The sequence below is a fragment of the Microcystis sp. LE19-84.1B genome (assembly GCF_027531875.1).
Lineage (GTDB): Bacteria > Cyanobacteriota > Cyanobacteriia > Cyanobacteriales > Microcystaceae > Microcystis > Microcystis panniformis.
Map to the genome: position 1 here is coordinate 15,108 of NZ_JAPZSR010000057.1, position 16,599 is coordinate 31,706.

Genomic DNA, 16,599 nt, shown 5'->3' on the forward strand with positions numbered 1-16,599 from the left:
TTGCATTGCATCTTTCCCATTCTGATCTGACAATGCCAACCCTTGAGCCGGGATTTTAGCGACATTCCTGATTTTCCTGGCATTTACGCAGTCAGGCATAGATATCAGGGATTGCTTTACATTGGTAAAACCAAAAGTTTACGAGGTCGTTTTAAAGGTGGACACAAAGCTTTTTTGTGGGCTTGGCTGGATCAATACAACAGCGAAGATGTACGCCTAGCAGTGCAGACAATACCTTACTGGAAAAACCCTGCGCTACTATTAGAACTAGAGGCGATCATTTTGAGAGCGACTGAGCCACCGTATAATGTTCAAATTCCGATGGAGTCCTAACCCATGCGAGCGAAACTTTCAGAGCAAATCTCGTCCACTGATGCAGAAATTATTTTAAGACGCTTACCAGACTGGATTCAGGATGCTTTGATTGCTCGCGCTACTGAAATTGATTATCCCGTTGAAGCGATTCTTGAGATGGCGATCGCCAGTTTTTTAGACACAGAAGCATTAAGTTTTGCCGACTGTAAGCCAGGGCGAGGTCGATAAGTGCGATCGCCGATCTTGTAAAGTGCGTTCCCTAATGCAAGTCCTACTGCTCCACCAATAGATTTTTGGGAACGCACCCTGCACATTGATTGAAGCTGTGAGGTTAGGTGCGATGCCGAAGGCACGGCGTAGCAGTACACTGATCTGGTCGCGTAAGCCGTAGGGTGCGTTCCCTAATGCAAGTCCTACTGCTCCACCAATAGATTTTGGGGAACGCACCATGCACATTGATGGAAGTCGTTAGACCGCTTCAATTTTAGGGTAATAGTTGCTAAAGTCCGCTAACCTCACCAGTGAACCCACCTAGGGAGAGGTTTTTGATCGCTAAAAAATTCTTTCCTCTCCATAAAAACGATAAAATCTCTATTCTGCAAGCATAAAGAGGCTTCATACAAATTTAAAGGCACATTTAAGCCGTATAAATCGAATATTTCCAGTTTTTTCAGCTAATCAAGCCATTAATGGCTTGATTTCTTTGCATCTAACCCAAACAGTATATTTTTTCTTCGATGTATTGAAAATGTTTTTTATTTCGTATAGAATACAATTCGAGAGAAAATACCTAGCAATCTCCCATAAATAAACAAAGGAGCCGATGACATCGTGATCCCTGATCCTAGATCCCCAAAACCGAAAACCCTCTTACCTTTTATTTCTCTAGCTACGGCTGCCGTCGTCACAACGGGAATCGGACTAGCTTCTAGTCCCCTATCGGCATCGAGTAATCTGCTGGCCAGTCCGGATAAACAGCAAGCTAAACAACAAACCGTGGAAATCACCCTAGTTTCCTACGCGGTGACTCAATCGGCCTACTCAAAAATCATTCCTCTATTCGTCAACAAATGGAAAAGAGAGAAAAAACAGGATGTAGTGATTAAACAGAGTTATGGCGGCTCTGGTTCCCAAACCCGCGCTGTTATCGACGGATTAGATGCAGATGTGGTAAATTTGGCCATCGGTTCCGATGTGGAACGCCTGCAAAAAGCGGGTTTAGTTAACCCCGGTTGGCAGAAAGAATTACCCAATAACGCCATCGCCACTCGTTCCGTGGTAGCTTTAGTTACTCGTCAGGGCAATCCCAAAGGAATCCGCAACTGGCCGGATCTAGCCAAATCGGGGATTAAAGTGATTACTGCCAACCCGAAAACCTCTGGGGTGGCCCGTTGGAATTTTCTGGCCCTGTGGGGAGCGGTAACTCAAACTGGCGGCAATCAAGCACAAGCGACCAGTTTCGTCCGCAATGTCTATAAAAACGTGCCTGTACTACCCAAAGATGCCCGGGAAGCCAGCGATGTCTTCTTTAAACAGGATCAGGGGGATGTGCTGCTTAACTACGAAAACGAGGTGATTCTGGCCCGTCAAAAAGGAGAAACCGGTTTTTCCTATACTATTCCTCCGGTCAATGTTTCGATCGATCCGCCCGTGGCCGTAGTGGATAAAATAGTTGATAAACGCAAAACCCGGGAAGTAGCGACAGCTTTTGCCCAATTTCTCTTTACTCCCGAAGCGCAGCGGGAATTCGCCAAGGTGGGTTTCCGTCCGGTTAATGCTAATGTGGCTAAAGAGTTTAGTAAACAATACCCAAAAGTGCCGAATCTGTTCTCTTATACGGCGATCGGTAGTTGGGAGGAGATACAGAAAAAATTCTTCGCTGATGGGGCGATTTTTGACCAAATTCAGCGTTAATTAGTAGTGAGCCATCAGCTGTCAGCTAGATAGTGCTTGCTGAATAAATGTGAAATGTGGGCAAGGTAAGGGTTTTGTGGCTTTTCTTGCGAAACAGGTGCAAGATTTTAAGAGAATCGTCGTTCAAAACCTTGCGTCTTCATCGGCCCGCGTCCTGTAGGGGCGAAGCATTCGGGCAATAACCTATCGGTGAAACCGCAGATTTTCTAACCGAATGCTTCGCCCGTACTTTTTGCCGCAAACCCTAGATAGCAGAGATAGTTGATTGCTGATGGCAAAAAAAACAAAACTAATAGTTAGTAACTAAAAAAAGATGTATCTACTTGACAAAATCAAAAACGGAAGCTTGGTATTGATTGGTTACTTATTATCGCCCCTGTGTTGGTGGAACGATCTAATTTTTAATCTGCCGATCGCCTACGGTTTCGGTCGTTTAATTGCTTGCTTACACGCCGATTTTTTTCTACCTGCGGCCATGGTTGGTTATTGGTTATCTAATCTTGTGGGAATTTTGCTGATGCAATTCGGAACGAAAGAATTAATCGGTGGAGAGAAAGAAGAACGCAATTGGCCAAAAGAATTAAGAAATGGATTACTTTCCTCGACTGCCTATACATTAGTTATTCTGGTCTTGATCCATTTTCAGGTATTAGAAATGCCCCTGTTATCCTCGATCGCTACTTTTTCCCCGTGATTCCCAAAACCTACTTAAACAATAGCTTAATTTTCTTAGCCATCTTGTTAACATCGCTAAGTTTTACGGATTTAGCGATCGCTATTGATCGGCATCCCCAAGGATTTGCTTGGGAAAAATCCCTGATGTTATCTATTCATCAAACCGCTAATTTAAACCTAAACTTTTTGGCCATAAAACTAACGGGATTAGGTACTTATTGGGGAGTAGCCCCGATACTGACAATTTCACTGCTGATTTTTGCCCTAAAAAAATACTGGTATGGATTCGCTTATCTCCTTGTAACCATGGCGGGAGGTTGGGCAATTAGTTATAACCTCAAGATTCTTTTTCATCGGAATCGCCCGCAATTTTGGCAGTTATTTTATCCCTTACCCGATGATTTTGCCTTCCCTAGCGGTCATGCTTTATTTAGTTCCCTGTTAGTGGTTTCTTTACTGATCCTATCTTGGAGAACGCGCTGGTTTTTAGGGGTAGTTTTACTGGGGATTCCCTTGGTTTTGGTTATTGCTTGGACCCGTCTTTATTTAGGAGTTCACTTTCCTAGCGATATCCTTGCCGCTTGGCTTTTAGCGATCGCTTGGTCTCTCTTAGTTCATCTCTGGTGGCGACAGTTATTAGAGACACCCAAGGCGATCAACACCCAAGAGGAAATTAATAATTAGTTGACCGACTTGCTGCCAAGAAAAATATCACGTTATACCTAAATTTTTGGATAAAGCTAATCAAAGCCTTATAGTAATTATCGTTTGATATTCGTCGCTGACACTGAATCATGAAACCAAAAATGCCTAAAGGGAAGGGTCTATTCCTGGGACGGTTTCAAAGCCGTCCCCTTGCTTTTATCACTTTAGTTCTTCTCTGCATTTTAACCTTTACCTTAGCACCGTCATCGCCCCTGATGGCCACGTCTAAATCTGAGACTAAGATAGACTTTGTATCGCCGGTTTGGTTAGCACAAAATCTCAACGATCCGAAGTTAAAAATTCTCGATGTGCGGATTAATCCTTTGGAATATATCACCGGTCATTTACCGAAAGCGGTGAATATAGCCGATAATAATTTTCGCGGTCCGAACGGATTTTTGCCGGTTCAATATTGGCAAGAGGATAAAATTGGCAGCCTCTTTGCCGCTGCGGGAATCACTAATGGCGATCGAGTGCTGGTATATTCCGATGGTCGCGATGTCTTGGGGGCAACCATGGTGGCTTATTTATTAGAGCGATCGGGTTTCCGAGATGTGGCCGTCTTAGATGGTGGTTTTAAGGGTTATAAGGCTTCTGAACAAAAGGTAACTAAAGAATTCCCTAAATATCAACCAGGGAGCTTTACTGTCCGTGATAATCCCTCGATTCGGGTGACTTTGGCAGAAGTAGAAAAATTGATCGGCAAACCGGATGTGGTTGTTATCGATCCCAGGCCCGAAGAACTTTTTCAGGGAAAACAGGATATCTGGCTGAGAAATGGTCATATTCCGGGGGCGAAAAATATACCCTGGCCGACCTTTACGGAAGCGAATAATCCCGATGAATCCCTGAAAAATCCCCATAAATTGAAATCTTTAGACGAAATCAGGAATATTCTTGCCCAACGCAACATCAAGCCCTCGGATAATATTATTGTCAGTTGCAGTACGGGACGGGAAGCGACTTTACAGTATGTTGTTCTCAAACATCTGCTCGGTTATCCCAAGGTGCGAATTTACGAAGGTTCTTGGACAGAGTACAGTACCACGGATCTGCCCGTCGCTACTGGGCCAGAAAAAGCGGTCTGAAGTCAAGTTTGTCGGTCTATACTCGTTGTGTTTAACCATCTTACCCAAGATGGTTTTTTTGTTAGGGTAGGTTCCCGAGGATGGCTAAGTTAGACTAAATCCGTTGAGTAACGCACAGAAAACGGGTTTCTCCGAGAAACCCGTTTTCTGAATTTAGTATTAGACAGACGCAAAAAAACCTCGGCGCTCATCCCGAGGTGAATTTAGGAGATTTGAGCTTATTTTGACGTAAAGTTGACGGGAATTAGCTAAGGGCGTTGATCACATAATCAATGTAGGAATTAGCTTCTACAGCAGCATCCCCAGTTAATCCGTGATTGGTTTTGATGTATTTTAAGGCTTCGATATACCAGCTAGGAGATAGTTCAAAGGCACTATTAATTTCACTCAAACCGGCGACCAGATATTCATCGATCGGGCCTGTACCCCCTACCACGAGGGCATAGGTGATAATTCGGATATAGTAGCCGATATCACGAACGCACTTGGATTTCCCCCGCTCATCGTAGGCATAGTTCGGCCCCTGGAGTTGGGTGGTGTAGGGAAATTTTTGATAGACAGCGTTGGCTGCCTCTTGGGCTAAACTGGGGGCTTTTTGGGCGAGGATTTTCACCCCTTCTAGGGTGATGGCGGCCTGACGGAAACGACCGAAGGCTACTTGTAATTCAGCACTGCTGAGAAAACGGCCTTGGGAATCGGCAGTAGCCACTGCTTCGGTTAAAGGTGTTTTGGTCATCGATGGAATTGCTCCTACAAAAGTTTAATCGGATTGAGAGAAGAAAGTCACAGCATCAGGAAACTGCCGCCGCCGCTCGATCGAAGTAAGAAGCGACTTCTGCTAGTAAAGAACTGCAATCCCCACGAGTGATCCCGTTGGGATCGGCTGCTAGGGCAAGGGAAGCGTCTTTGAGCTTGAGAATTCCAGCCGCAACAGAAGCCCCCGGAACCCCTAGGGCGACGTAGGTTTCCCGCAGACCGTTCAAGGCGCGATCATCGAGGATACTGGCATCGCCGGTGAAGGTGGCATAGGTAACGTAGCGCAGGATAATTTCCAAATCCCGCAAGCAGGCGGCGGCACGACGGTTTGTATAGGCGTTACCACCGGGGGCAACTAAAACGGGCTGTTCTGAAAACAAACTACGCGCGGCATCGGTAACGATCGCAGAAGAATTACTGGAAAGACGATTGACCACATCGACGCGTTTATTACCATCTTTGACGAAGGCAATTAGGGCATTGACTTGATTCTCGCTCAGGTATTCCCCCCGGGTATCGGCCTGGGAAACGACTTTGGCAAAGGCATCTAACACCATAGTTTTCATCTCCTATAATGATGATTGGTTTCGGCAAAATATCGAGGTTGATTTTTCTGGCTTTTCTTTATTTTTCCGATAAAGTATCTAGGAGTTTTTCTCTTGGGACTATAATATCGTCCCAGAAAAAAGTTTTGCTCTCCCTTGGCCAGATTTTTTTGTATATCGAGGAACAATTCTTGTTAATTGTATTTAGCGTTGTTATCCGCTCCTAGATACACTTCGTTTTTGCCATAAATTATTTTATAAACCATTTTCCCACTTTTATTTATTAAAAATTGTTTCTCAAAAAAGCGGCAAAAAAATAATTTTTTAGTATAAATCTCAGAAAACTTTCCTAAATGTGTAACCCGATACCAAGAAAAAGTATCACTCTTTTCATCTCTCTAATAATTCGTTTAAGTTATTTAAATAAATGTGCTTTTATATACTAATAATAATTAACTAAATTGAGAGAAATTTCCCAAGACAATTTTGCCGATTGTGCTTCGATATACAAAAAAACTAGCAAGGCAATAAAAATCGACAGGGATTATCCCCGCCGACGCACTGTACTTCAATCTAAAGAGTATTGTAAAACAATTTAAATACAGATATAATCAAAAATAGCCAACAAGTATAAAGCAAGTGGGATTATGGCGATCGCAAGAGACATCACCCAATTGGTAGGACGGACTCCCCTAGTTCAACTGAATCGAATCCCAGTAGCAGAGGGAGTAAAAGCCCGCATCGTGGTCAAACTAGAAAGTATGAACCCCGCCGCCTCGGTTAAGGATCGCATTGGTGTCAGTATGGTGGAGGACGCGGAAGCCGCCGGACTAATTCACCCCGATAAAACAATTCTGGTGGAACCCACTTCCGGCAATACGGGCATCGCCCTGGCCATGGTGGCGGCGGCCAAAGGCTATCGCTTAGTCCTGACTATGCCCGAAACCATGAGTTTAGAACGACGGGCAATGTTAAAAGCTTACGGGGCGCAATTAGAGTTAACCCCGGGTAGCCAAGGCATGAAAGGAGCGATCGCCAGAGCCGAGGAAATAGTCGAAAACACCCCCAACGCCTATAGTTTGCAACAGTTCCGCAACCCAGCCAACCCGAAAATTCACCGAGAAACCACCGCCGAAGAAATCTGGGCCGATACCGACGGACTGGTAGATATCGTTATTGGTGGCGTGGGAACCGGGGGAACCATTACTGGTATTGCCGAAACCATTAAACCCCGTCGTCCCCAATTTCAAGCGATCGCAGTTGAACCCGCTAATAGTCCCGTCTTATCGGGAGGACAACCAGGACCGCACAAAATCCAAGGCATCGGGGCCGGTTTTATCCCGGCAATTTTCCGACCGGAATTAATCGATGAGGTGATTATCGTCGATGATACAGAGGCTTTCGCCTACGCGCGACGGTTAGCTCGTCAGGAGGGACTACTATCGGGCATCTCGGCCGGGGCGGCTTTATGGGCGGCAATTCAGGTGGGCAAAAGACCCGAAAACGAAGATAAATTAATCGTCATGATTCAGCCTAGTTTCGGGGAACGTTACCTCAGCACGGCCCTGTTTAAAGACCTCGAAGATATCGACTAATAGGACAATAAATTGATGGTATTTGAAACGAGGGCGATTCATGGGGCGGTAACGGTTCCCATTTATCTCGGAAGCTATGAATATTCCAGGACCGGCAACCCGACGCGCCCGTCCCTAGATGAACAGGAGAAAAATGCCCTAGTTATCACCTATTTTCTGGCTAATCATCCCAAGATCGATCGAGTTTATTATCCCAGTTTACCCAGTCATCCCCAGCATAGTCTCGCCCGTCATTAGCATCGGGTTAAAGGGGGGATTAACGGCAGCGACGGCTTTTACCTCGCCGGAAAAAGAACGCTTAAAACTGGGAACGAGAATAGGAACGATTTAAAGCGGGATCTGGAAAAGGCGTTGATTGGTTAGGCGAAGTTTTTATCTCATTTGATGGGTTAAGCAATGTTTTTTGACTCGACAGATTGGCAAACGATTATTTTTCGGCTGAGTATGGCTATGGCCGTCGGCTGTCTGATTGGTTATAACCGACAGGGAGGCGGTCGTCCGGCTGGATTGAGAACTTTTATCATCGTTAGTATCGGGGCTGCCATGTTCGTGATGATTCCCCTACAAGCGGAGGGAGATGTGGGTTATGCGTCTTCTAATGCTCTCAGTCGTACTATTCAAGGGGTCGCTTCTGGTGTCGGTTTTTTAGGAGCGGGAATCATCCTACAACAATCCCATCGGGAACTAAATAAGGTACAAGTGAAAGGTTTGACTTCGGCGGCGACTATCTGGTTAGCGGCAGGGTTAGGCGCCGCTTCTGGCTGCGGTTTATGGCAGATGGTTCTCGTGGGAACTTTTTTCACTCTCTCCACCCTCAGTGGCATTAAACGACTGAAGAAAAAACAACCTTTAGCTAAATATATTAAAGGTCGTAAGAAAATATCTCCGATTAATCAAGAAATAGACTCATCGGATAATTCAGCGTCCCATTAATAAAAAAAGTGATAAAAATTAATTTTTTATTAAAAGAGCAAAAGCTTTTCTCTAATGGCTTTTAGCTCAAAAAGTTTATATTTTTTCTGCAATTTATCGTTTAAAAAATATAATAAATTTTTTATAAAATTTTCCGTATATAAATAACACACAAGTATTTTGTATGATAACATTTAGATAGAGTAACTAATTTTTCTAAACAGGAGAAAATTAAATCATGTTCAACCGAAATAAGAGCTTTCAAAGCCTCAAAAATCAAGTCTTCCGGCTGCTGATTTTCCTCTTAACTGTCACTTTGCTCCTAGGGGGAAGAGGAAATGCGATCGCCTTGCCGCTACTCCCCGAACAGTTGGCCGTCATTGACCGTACAACAGCAACGGGTGGCACTGTGGTGGAACCAGTCAAGAAAAAAAATGAGGTTTCTGTCCCCAAAATTCTGGAAGATGCCCAAATTGCCTATGAAAAAGCCATCCAAGCGACAAAATCGGCTATCGATGACCTAAATGCTCAACTGGCCGCTCCTTCTCTCGACAAGAATATTATCGAAGCTCAACAGGACAACCTAGAGGACTTAGCGGACAATATTGACAATCTAGGGGAAAAAGTGAGTAAATTTACGAAAAAATTGACCAAATCCGGGGCTAAACTCAGTGAAACCCTGCAAAACAACCTTATTACCCTAGAAAAGAGCCTCGTTAATACCTCCGAGACGATCGATATCTTAGCCGACGACACCGAACGACTCAAAGACAATGCTTCCCCTTTCCTGAAAACTCGCGTGGAAAAGACCATCGACGCGGTTAAACAAACTCTACAGGAAAGCGATCGAGCTTGGCAAGAACTGATCTCCTCGGCCACCACGGAACTGGAGAAGACTAGCACCCCGAAATAAATAGGGCTTGCAAGGGCATAAAATCGGTCTTTTTTGGGGTAATTATCGTTTTTACCCCAAAATTATCAAATCCGATCCCTAATAGCTGTATCCCGTCTCCTGTCTCGGAGTCTCGGAGTCTCGACTAGGAAATTAATTTTGCACGACTACTTACCAATCATGACGCTTACCTATCAACCACCAACCCCCCATCGCTGGCACTTTGATAATCGGGCGATTTTGCCCCTTAGAAACCCTAATTTCTGGAAAATCGAGAGTGGAGTCGTAAAAACCTCCACCTGGTTAGAAGATGGAACCCTAATCGTCTTGGGATTGTGGGGACCCGGCAATTTTGTTGGCAAAACCCTAGAGAGAGTCAATCCCTATCAAGTTGAGTGCATCACTCCGGTGCAAGCAGTTTCCTTTTCCACAGTTGAGAGTTATCAAATGGCAGAAATTCTGCTGTCTCATCTTCAGCAAGCACAAGAACTAAGTATTATTCGTAGCTACAAACGTACTGATGTTATGGTTGTGAAATTACTGTCATGGTTAGGCAATCAATTTGGTAAACAAACTGGTACTGGACAATTAATTGATGTGCGTCTAACTCATCAGGATATCGCTGACTTATTAGGAACCACTAGAGTCACAATTACCCGCGCACTTAATAGTCTAGAACAACAGGGGGCCGTGGAACGTCTTCCCGTCCATCGTCTTCTTTTACGAGAGGAGGACATCTGGCACTACGAGATTTAGAATGGGAAGGATTATCTCTTTTTTCAATCTATGAATTGGTTAGTAACCCTTTTAATTACTAGCGTGACGAGTTTTGTGGCCACAAATCTTGATGATCTGATGGTGCTAATGTTGTTTTTCTCGCGACTTAATGCTAATTTTCGACCTCGACACCTGATTGTTGGTCAATACCTCGGTTTTACCCTGATTCTCCTAGCTAGTTCCCTCGGTTTACTATTTGGGTTACTGGTTTCTAAAGAATGGATTGGTCTATTAGGATTTATCCCTCTAATTATCGGCATTAAACAACTTTTGTCAAGGGAAAATGAGGATTATATTCAAGAAGTAAGAGAAGATGTTAATTATTCTAAAAATCGCTCCTTTATTCCTCGTTTTCCCTCCCAAACCTATTACGTTGCCGCCGTGACCGTGGCTAATGGTGGTGATAATATTGGTATCTATACCTCTCTTTTTGCCAATAATTCCCCGATGTACGTCTTAATTATCATGATAGTTTTTTATCTCATGATGGGGATTTGGTGCCTCCTAGCCTATTTTTTGATTACCCATCCCAGGATAGCTAAAGTGGTTACAAACTACGGACATAAAATTAGTCCTTTTATCTATATTTTTCTAGGGATTTATATATTAGTTGACAGCCGATCCTATCGTTTATTTCTAATGTCTTAACCAAGAATGCCTAAAAATTATCTTTTAAGTAGGGAGGCAAAATTATTTGTAGGATGGGTTAGCGGTAGCGTAACATAATCAGGCGTTGGGTTTCATGCTTCAACCCAACCTACGTTCTCTTGAAAAGTTATAAAAGGATTTGGTCTGAGAATTAAAAAACAACAAATAGCGGCCGAAGCTTCCTGCAAAAACCGACATCGGCGAATTAATACTATTTTTCAACAAATGGGCATCGCCTATCGATGACCGAAATGCTCAACTAAACGCATCTTATCTCCCCAAGGACACCCTTACCATACCCCTTATCTATGAGCTACATTGACCGGAATCAATTTTCTGCAACTTTCGACATCGCCATTATCGGGGGAGGATTTAGTGGCTCCCTCGTGACAGCGAACCTGTTGCGCGACACAGGGACTCCATTATCGATCGCCCTGATCGAGCGCCGAAAACCCCTCGGTACGGGGATCGCCTACGGAACGCGAGACAGCGGCCACCTGCTCAATATTCCCGCCGGCAAAATGAGCGCCTTCGAGGACGATCCCGAACATTTCCTCCACTGGTTAGCAGATAACGGCTATCGCTCGCTCGATCCGGCCAGCTTCGTACCGCGTCTAGTGTACGGCAAATACATCCGATCGATCCTAGAAGAAGCGCGGGACAACGCCATTGCCGATCACCGTCTGGAAACATTTACCGATGCGGCGATCGATCTGGTACTCGACGGGGAAAAGGCGACAATTACCCTCAAAGGAGGCAAGAAAATCAGCGCCGCTAAGGTAGTTCTGGCGCTGGGCAATTTTCCCGCAACGGTTCCCCAACCCCTCGCGTTGCTCAATTTCCCCTATCTCCGCGACGCTTGGGAAACGGAGGCACTCGCCGATCTAAAACCCGACGGGACGGTGCTGCTGGTCGGTACGGGGTTAACGATGGTGGATATGGTGGTTTCCCTGGCACAAAGGGGATTCGCCGGCAAAATCCAGGCGGTTTCCCGTCATGGCCTGATCCCCCGATCGCACCGACCCACCGATCCCTATCCCCCGTTCCTCACCCTCGAAACCGCACCCCAGACCGCGCGGGGACTACTAGGGCGAATTCGTGCGGAGGTAAAAAGGGCCGAGAGTCAAGGTCACGACTGGCGGGCCGTTTTAAACGCCTTACGTCCTATATCTCAAGGTCTATGGCATTCTCTGCCGATAGCCGAACGCGCCAGATTTCTACGCCACCTGAAAGCCTATTGGGAGGTTCTTCGCCATCGCGTCGCCGATGAGATCGCCGGTATCCTCGATCAGGCCGTAGAATCGGGACAATTAACCTATCATGGGGGAAGAATTGAAACTGCTGAGGATAAAAACGGCTGTGTAGAGGTTACTATCCGTCAACGGGGAACGGGAAACCTCTTAAACCTACCGGTCGATCGAATTATTAACTGTACCGGCGCGAGTAACGATTACAGGACGATCACCGATCCCCTTGTCGTTCATCTTCGTCAACGGGGGTTAATCCGTCCCCATCCCCTAGGTTGTGGCATCGAAACCGCCGACAATGGGGCAATTATCGGCGCAGACGGTACGGCATCGCCAACCCTCTACACTTTGGGAAATCCCCGCAAAGGCGATCTCTGGGAAACCACCGCCATCCCCGAACTGCGTTTACAGGCGGCCGAACTGGCCCGGGATTTGTTGCGATCGCTGAAGGAGAGAATTTCTCTCCCCGCGGCCTACTCGATCGCATTCCAGCCGGCAGTGCCGATTTTTCGTCAGCTTTTTGATAGGGAATCGAGTACCTACACCTATCTGATCGCTGATTCGGGTACGGGGGAGGCGATTTTAATCGATCCGGTCCTGGAACAGGTCGATCGCGATCGGCAGATTCTTTGGCAGTTGGGGTTAACTCTACGCCAAACCATGGAAACCCATGTCCACGCCGACCATATCACCGGAGCGCACCGATTACGCGAGTTAACCAACTGTTCGATCCTCTTTCCCGAAAACGCGGAAGTGAGCGATATCGATGGTTATGTACGCGATGGCGATATCTGGCTCGTGGCAGGTCAGCAGCTAAAAGCGATCGCTACTCCGGGCCACACCGATAGTCATATAGCCTATCTCATCGATGAAAAACGGCTATTAACGGGGGATGCACTCTTAATTCGCGGTTGCGGTCGTACCGATTTTCAGAACGGTTCGCCGGAAGTCCTATACAAGACGGTAACGGAGAAGTTATTCACCCTCCCCGATGATACGCTAGTTTACCCCTGTCACGATTATCTGGGCAGAACGGTCTCCTCGATCGGTGAGGAAAAGCGCTGGAATCCCCGTTTTGCCGGCCGCAATCGCGAGGATTTTGTGGAGTTGATGAATAATCTCAATCTACCCTATCCGAAAAAGATGACGGCGGCCTTAAGTGCCAACGCACGGGGTGGTAAGGTGGTTTTCGTCATGGATTATCAGATTTAAACGGGCGATCGATACTCAAAAGCCGCTCGATTTCTAGTGCTTCCATCGGAATGTGACAGATCGTCCGTGGACTCATCGTCTATGTGCGGTCAGGATAGAACTATGGACGAAAACAAGGCAAAAATTTTAAAAGCGTTGGGTTCGTTAGTAAGACAACACAGAGAAAATCTAGGGATCTCCCAAGAAGAACTAGCGACACGCTCGAATCTAGATAGAACTTATATTTCCGGTATCGAACGCGGGATTCGCAATCCTTCTGTAACCGCTCTTGTTAGTCTGGCGAACGGAATGAACCTCAATGTCTCCAATCTATTAGAAGGCTTGGAAAACAAAGTTAATCAAACCAATGGAAAAGATCGTACAACACGGACAACGTAGGCACTCAAAAGCTTCCGAAAGTTACATAGACGTTACTTTTCGATATGATGACGGTACGATTTGGGAAGGCGCGATTCCAGTTGAGTATAGACGTACTGGCGTAGATCTGGCCGAATCTTCAGCTATTGAAGAATATCTTCAGCGAGCCTATAAATACTGTCATCCGAGTGATCATCCGAAGTGGATACAAGAACAACAGGTCTTCTGGTTACAGAAAGAAAAAGCAAAAGTAACAAAACCATTCTTTGATGCACTTATCACTTTTAGTTGGACTTGTGTTGCTTGTCAATTACCCCCGAATCCGAATTGGGCTAGAAGGATTCAAGATTTAAAAGAAATGGGATATACGATCGCAACTGATACATCAAAAAAATGCTCGACTTGTGGTTCCAAGAAAACGCATATTATACTTGTTCCGCTACCTCGCGGGGGAATATCGGGATACGAGGTGTGGTCATCAGTTCTACGGAAGAAAATCATTGATCTGCTCGGTGGTTATGATGCTTACGAGGGTAAGACTGTGGGGAAAGATAATCTGTTACCCGACCATAAATTTCCAGAAATTCGTTGGGGAAACGATACGAGACGAGATTCATTAGAGCATTTGGCCGATACGGAGATTCGAGAACAATTTCAACTTTTGACGAATCAGCGCAATTTACAGAAGCGTGAAGTCTGCCGTAAATGCTACCAAACAGGGGATCGGGGCTATCCCTTCGGTATCCAATACTATTATGAGGGTGATGAAAAATGGCCGGATACTATTCCAAAAAGTGGAAAAGCGGCGGAAGTAGGGTGTAGTGGCTGTGGATGGTATGATTTGCAGAAATGGAGAATTGCTCTCAACCGCAAGCTATCGGATTTAAATTCTGATTAATCTGCGATTCTTGCTCTAGCTGTAAAGCAACTTTGTTGAGATAAGGAATTAAAGCGTATCCGATACATTCGGCTAAACGTGGGGGAACCGCATTACCAATTTGCCACATAGCTTTTTTCATGGTTCCCTCAAAAATAAACGAATCGGGGAAAGATTGAAGTCTGGCCATTTCACGGGCGGAAATAACTCGATTAAGATGGGGATGAATATGTGTACCTCCATGATTTTCTTTGATGGTCATACTCGGTTTGCCTGGATACTGGCGCTTAAAAGCATCAACGTAGGTTTCATAGAGAGAACCACCGGGGGGTACTCGCGCGATCCGTTCCATATACTTCGAGGAATGGCGTGTCCATTCATGATTAATTTCGGGAATAGGTGTGTAAGCTGGTAAATCGGAAATAGCGGACTCTATCGGAATATATTGATGAGGTAGTAATTGAGGTTGAGGATAAGGATTAGGTAGATCGAATCTATTAGCTATAAAAATTGCTCTCGGTCTAATTTGAGGAATTCCATAAGCGGCAGATTCAAGAATAGCGATCGAAACATTAGAATAACCGATCGATTCAAACTCTTCTAAGATAGTTTCTTTCACCTTGCCTTTTTGCATCGTGAGAATCCCTGGCACATTTTCCATGACGACATACCAAGGCTGAATTTCAGAAACCACTCTTATAAACTCTTTAAATAATTGATTTCGAGGATCATTGGGATCTCGTTTACCAGCGACCGAAAAACCCTGACACGGCGGACCTCCAACAACTAAATGTATATCGGGTGAGCCTGCCAAGATAAGCCATTTCTCTGCTTGAAAGTCATGAATATCACCACAGAAATGATGGCATTGTGGGAAGTTGTACCGATGTGTTAATGAAGCGACCCGATTGATTTCAACACTTGCTGCTGGATGAAAATTTGCCTGAACTAAACCTTGAGTTATGCCACCGGCACCACAAAATAAATCAATGAAGTTATAATTTAGATGAGGAGCGATCGGAGAATTAACATCCACAAAAACTTGATGTAAATCACGCTTGATGGTCAGTAGTTCCCGTTGAATTTTTTCATAACGTCCTAATTTGACTTTTTTCGTCTTTTCAATATCTTGATTATTTTGAGGGAATAATGATAATTGAAGTTCTGACATTGCGCTCACTTGAATATATATGGTTTATTGTGACACATCGTCTACAAAAAATCAAGTCACGCCTATGGAAGGTAGAGTAACAAAGTCAAGCTACTTTTAACCTAGTCGTCATCAATCCCCGATCGCCTTCTACCCAGCCATCCCGAATCCGCAACCGTCACGAGTTCCCCTTTCCAAACGGAAAGCCACGAGAAGATCATTCAACGCATCCATATCGCCATCCATTAAAAACGCATCGTGACCGTGCGGCGATCGCAACCAGAATAATTCAGAATTGGGGATATATTTCGCCAACTCCTCTTGTTCCACCGGAGGATAAAGAAGATCCGAATCGATCGCCACGATCGCCGTCGGTTGTTGAATCGACTGTAAAACCGATTGGTAACTTTTTCCCGTCCGGGTGACATCGTGACGATCCATCGCCCTACTTAACGTTATATAAGCATTCGCATCAAAACGTTCGACTAACTTTTTCCCCTGATATTCTAGATAGCGGGCGATCGTGAACTCTCCCCCCTCCCCGTACTCCCGGCCGAAACGTTCCTCAAAACTGGCGTGCGATCGGTAGGTAGTCATCGCCATCATCCGGGCTGCCGATAAACCCCGGGCCGGAGGGCGATCGATCGCATAATTTCCCCCTTGCCAATGGGGATCGGCGTAGATCGCCCCCCTTTGGGCCTCTCCCAGCGCAATACACCAGGCCGAATGTCGTCCCGAAGCCGCAATCACAGCGATTGATCGCGTCCTCTCCGGGTACAGTAGCGCCCACTCCAAACTCACCGTTCGCTCATTTTTTCGAGTAAGAGAGTGTCAAACAGGTTGAAAAGCTTACCCAATAAAGGATTCAGCGACCCAGACTGACTCGGGTTCATCCCGAAGCAAAGTAAGTGGTAGTATAAATAGACTCCTCTAC

19 protein-coding genes and 1 pseudogene are annotated in these 16,599 nt (G+C 45.4%); 16 read left to right on the top strand and 4 right to left on the bottom strand.

What is annotated here, in order from left to right:
* The first annotated feature begins 42 nt into the window (after positions 1–42).
* The 6 genes from O9324_RS03090 (at position 43) to O9324_RS03115 (ending at position 4,697) form a co-directional block, all read left to right on the top strand.
* Positions 43–333 carry a GIY-YIG nuclease family protein gene (locus O9324_RS03090; protein ID WP_287628466.1) on the top strand — a complete coding sequence of 97 codons (291 nt, stop codon included), beginning with the start codon at positions 43–45 and terminating at the stop codon, positions 331–333.
* A gap of 3 nt (positions 334–336) precedes the next feature.
* The gene (locus O9324_RS03095; protein ID WP_012267562.1) at positions 337–543 is read left to right on the top strand and encodes a hypothetical protein; all 207 of its coding nucleotides are present in this window, start codon (positions 337–339) and stop codon (positions 541–543) included.
* A gap of 603 nt (positions 544–1,146) precedes the next feature.
* Positions 1,147–2,229: a sulfate ABC transporter substrate-binding protein gene (locus tag O9324_RS03100; protein WP_287628465.1), complete on the top strand. Its 1,083-nt coding sequence runs from the start codon at positions 1,147–1,149 to the stop codon at positions 2,227–2,229.
* 313 nt (positions 2,230–2,542) lie between these two features.
* Complete coding sequence (locus tag O9324_RS03105; RefSeq protein ID WP_002767300.1) at positions 2,543–2,923, top strand: DUF7980 family protein; 381 nt, start codon at positions 2,543–2,545, stop codon at positions 2,921–2,923.
* Positions 2,920–3,588 (top strand): phosphatase PAP2 family protein, encoded by a 669-nt coding sequence (locus O9324_RS03110; protein ID WP_288139441.1) that lies wholly within the window; start codon positions 2,920–2,922, stop codon positions 3,586–3,588. The genes O9324_RS03105 and O9324_RS03110 overlap by 4 nt, the downstream gene beginning before the upstream one ends.
* A gap of 110 nt (positions 3,589–3,698) precedes the next feature.
* Complete coding sequence (locus O9324_RS03115) at positions 3,699–4,697, top strand: sulfurtransferase (RefSeq protein WP_288139442.1); 999 nt, start codon at positions 3,699–3,701, stop codon at positions 4,695–4,697.
* 244 nt (positions 4,698–4,941) lie between these two features.
* Here O9324_RS03115 and cpcA read toward each other — a convergent pair whose 3' ends face one another.
* Together cpcA and cpcB are read right to left on the bottom strand one after the other, a co-directional pair.
* Positions 4,942–5,433 carry a C-phycocyanin subunit alpha gene (gene cpcA, locus O9324_RS03120; RefSeq protein WP_287659472.1) on the bottom strand — a complete coding sequence of 164 codons (492 nt, stop codon included), beginning with the start codon at positions 5,431–5,433 and terminating at the stop codon, positions 4,942–4,944.
* Between the two features lie 55 nt (positions 5,434–5,488).
* The gene (cpcB, locus tag O9324_RS03125) at positions 5,489–6,007 is read right to left on the bottom strand and encodes a C-phycocyanin subunit beta (RefSeq protein WP_002733930.1); all 519 of its coding nucleotides are present in this window, start codon (positions 6,005–6,007) and stop codon (positions 5,489–5,491) included.
* Between the two features lie 638 nt (positions 6,008–6,645).
* Between cpcB and cysK the strand changes: the two genes are divergently transcribed.
* The 10 genes and pseudogenes from cysK to O9324_RS03175 all read left to right on the top strand — a co-directional run bounded on the left by cysK (position 6,646) and on the right by O9324_RS03175 (position 14,536).
* Positions 6,646–7,593, top strand: a complete 948-nt coding sequence (gene cysK, locus O9324_RS03130) for a cysteine synthase A (protein WP_288139443.1) — start codon at positions 6,646–6,648, stop codon at positions 7,591–7,593.
* A gap of 15 nt (positions 7,594–7,608) precedes the next feature.
* Positions 7,609–7,830: a PLP-dependent transferase gene (locus O9324_RS03135; RefSeq protein WP_288139444.1), complete on the top strand. Its 222-nt coding sequence runs from the start codon at positions 7,609–7,611 to the stop codon at positions 7,828–7,830.
* Between the two features lie 159 nt (positions 7,831–7,989).
* Positions 7,990–8,526, top strand: coding sequence for an MgtC/SapB family protein (locus tag O9324_RS03140; protein WP_288139445.1), 537 nt, complete (start codon positions 7,990–7,992; stop codon positions 8,524–8,526).
* Positions 8,527–8,743: 217 nt separating this feature from the next.
* Positions 8,744–9,418 (top strand): hypothetical protein, encoded by a 675-nt coding sequence (locus O9324_RS03145; protein ID WP_288139446.1) that lies wholly within the window; start codon positions 8,744–8,746, stop codon positions 9,416–9,418.
* A gap of 159 nt (positions 9,419–9,577) precedes the next feature.
* On the top strand, positions 9,578–10,153 hold the full coding sequence (locus O9324_RS03150; protein ID WP_149107032.1) for a Crp/Fnr family transcriptional regulator: 576 nt from the start codon (positions 9,578–9,580) through the stop codon (positions 10,151–10,153).
* A 30-nt stretch (positions 10,154–10,183) separates the two neighbouring features.
* Positions 10,184–10,822, top strand: coding sequence for a cadmium resistance transporter (locus O9324_RS03155; RefSeq protein WP_287628460.1), 639 nt, complete (start codon positions 10,184–10,186; stop codon positions 10,820–10,822).
* Positions 10,823–11,130: 308 nt separating this feature from the next.
* Positions 11,131–11,610, top strand: a pseudogene (locus O9324_RS03160) (FAD/NAD(P)-binding protein); the annotation flags it as partial.
* Between the two features lie 957 nt (positions 11,611–12,567).
* On the top strand, positions 12,568–13,281 hold the full coding sequence (locus tag O9324_RS03165) for an MBL fold metallo-hydrolase (protein ID WP_288139450.1): 714 nt from the start codon (positions 12,568–12,570) through the stop codon (positions 13,279–13,281).
* 102 nt (positions 13,282–13,383) lie between these two features.
* Positions 13,384–13,659 (top strand): helix-turn-helix domain-containing protein, encoded by a 276-nt coding sequence (locus O9324_RS03170; protein ID WP_052278399.1) that lies wholly within the window; start codon positions 13,384–13,386, stop codon positions 13,657–13,659.
* Complete coding sequence (locus O9324_RS03175) at positions 13,628–14,536, top strand: hypothetical protein (protein WP_288139447.1); 909 nt, start codon at positions 13,628–13,630, stop codon at positions 14,534–14,536. Before O9324_RS03170 ends, O9324_RS03175 begins: the two co-directional genes overlap by 32 nt.
* On the opposite strand, the gene O9324_RS03180 is transcribed toward O9324_RS03175, so the two are convergent.
* Positions 14,502–15,686 carry a DNA cytosine methyltransferase gene (locus tag O9324_RS03180; RefSeq protein ID WP_288139448.1) on the bottom strand — a complete coding sequence of 395 codons (1,185 nt, stop codon included), beginning with the start codon at positions 15,684–15,686 and terminating at the stop codon, positions 14,502–14,504. The two genes, O9324_RS03175 and O9324_RS03180, sit on opposite strands and share 35 nt — an antisense overlap.
* A gap of 129 nt (positions 15,687–15,815) precedes the next feature.
* Positions 15,816–16,466, bottom strand: a complete 651-nt coding sequence (locus O9324_RS03185) for an alpha/beta fold hydrolase (protein ID WP_288139449.1) — start codon at positions 16,464–16,466, stop codon at positions 15,816–15,818.
* Positions 16,467–16,599: the final 133 nt, after the last annotated feature.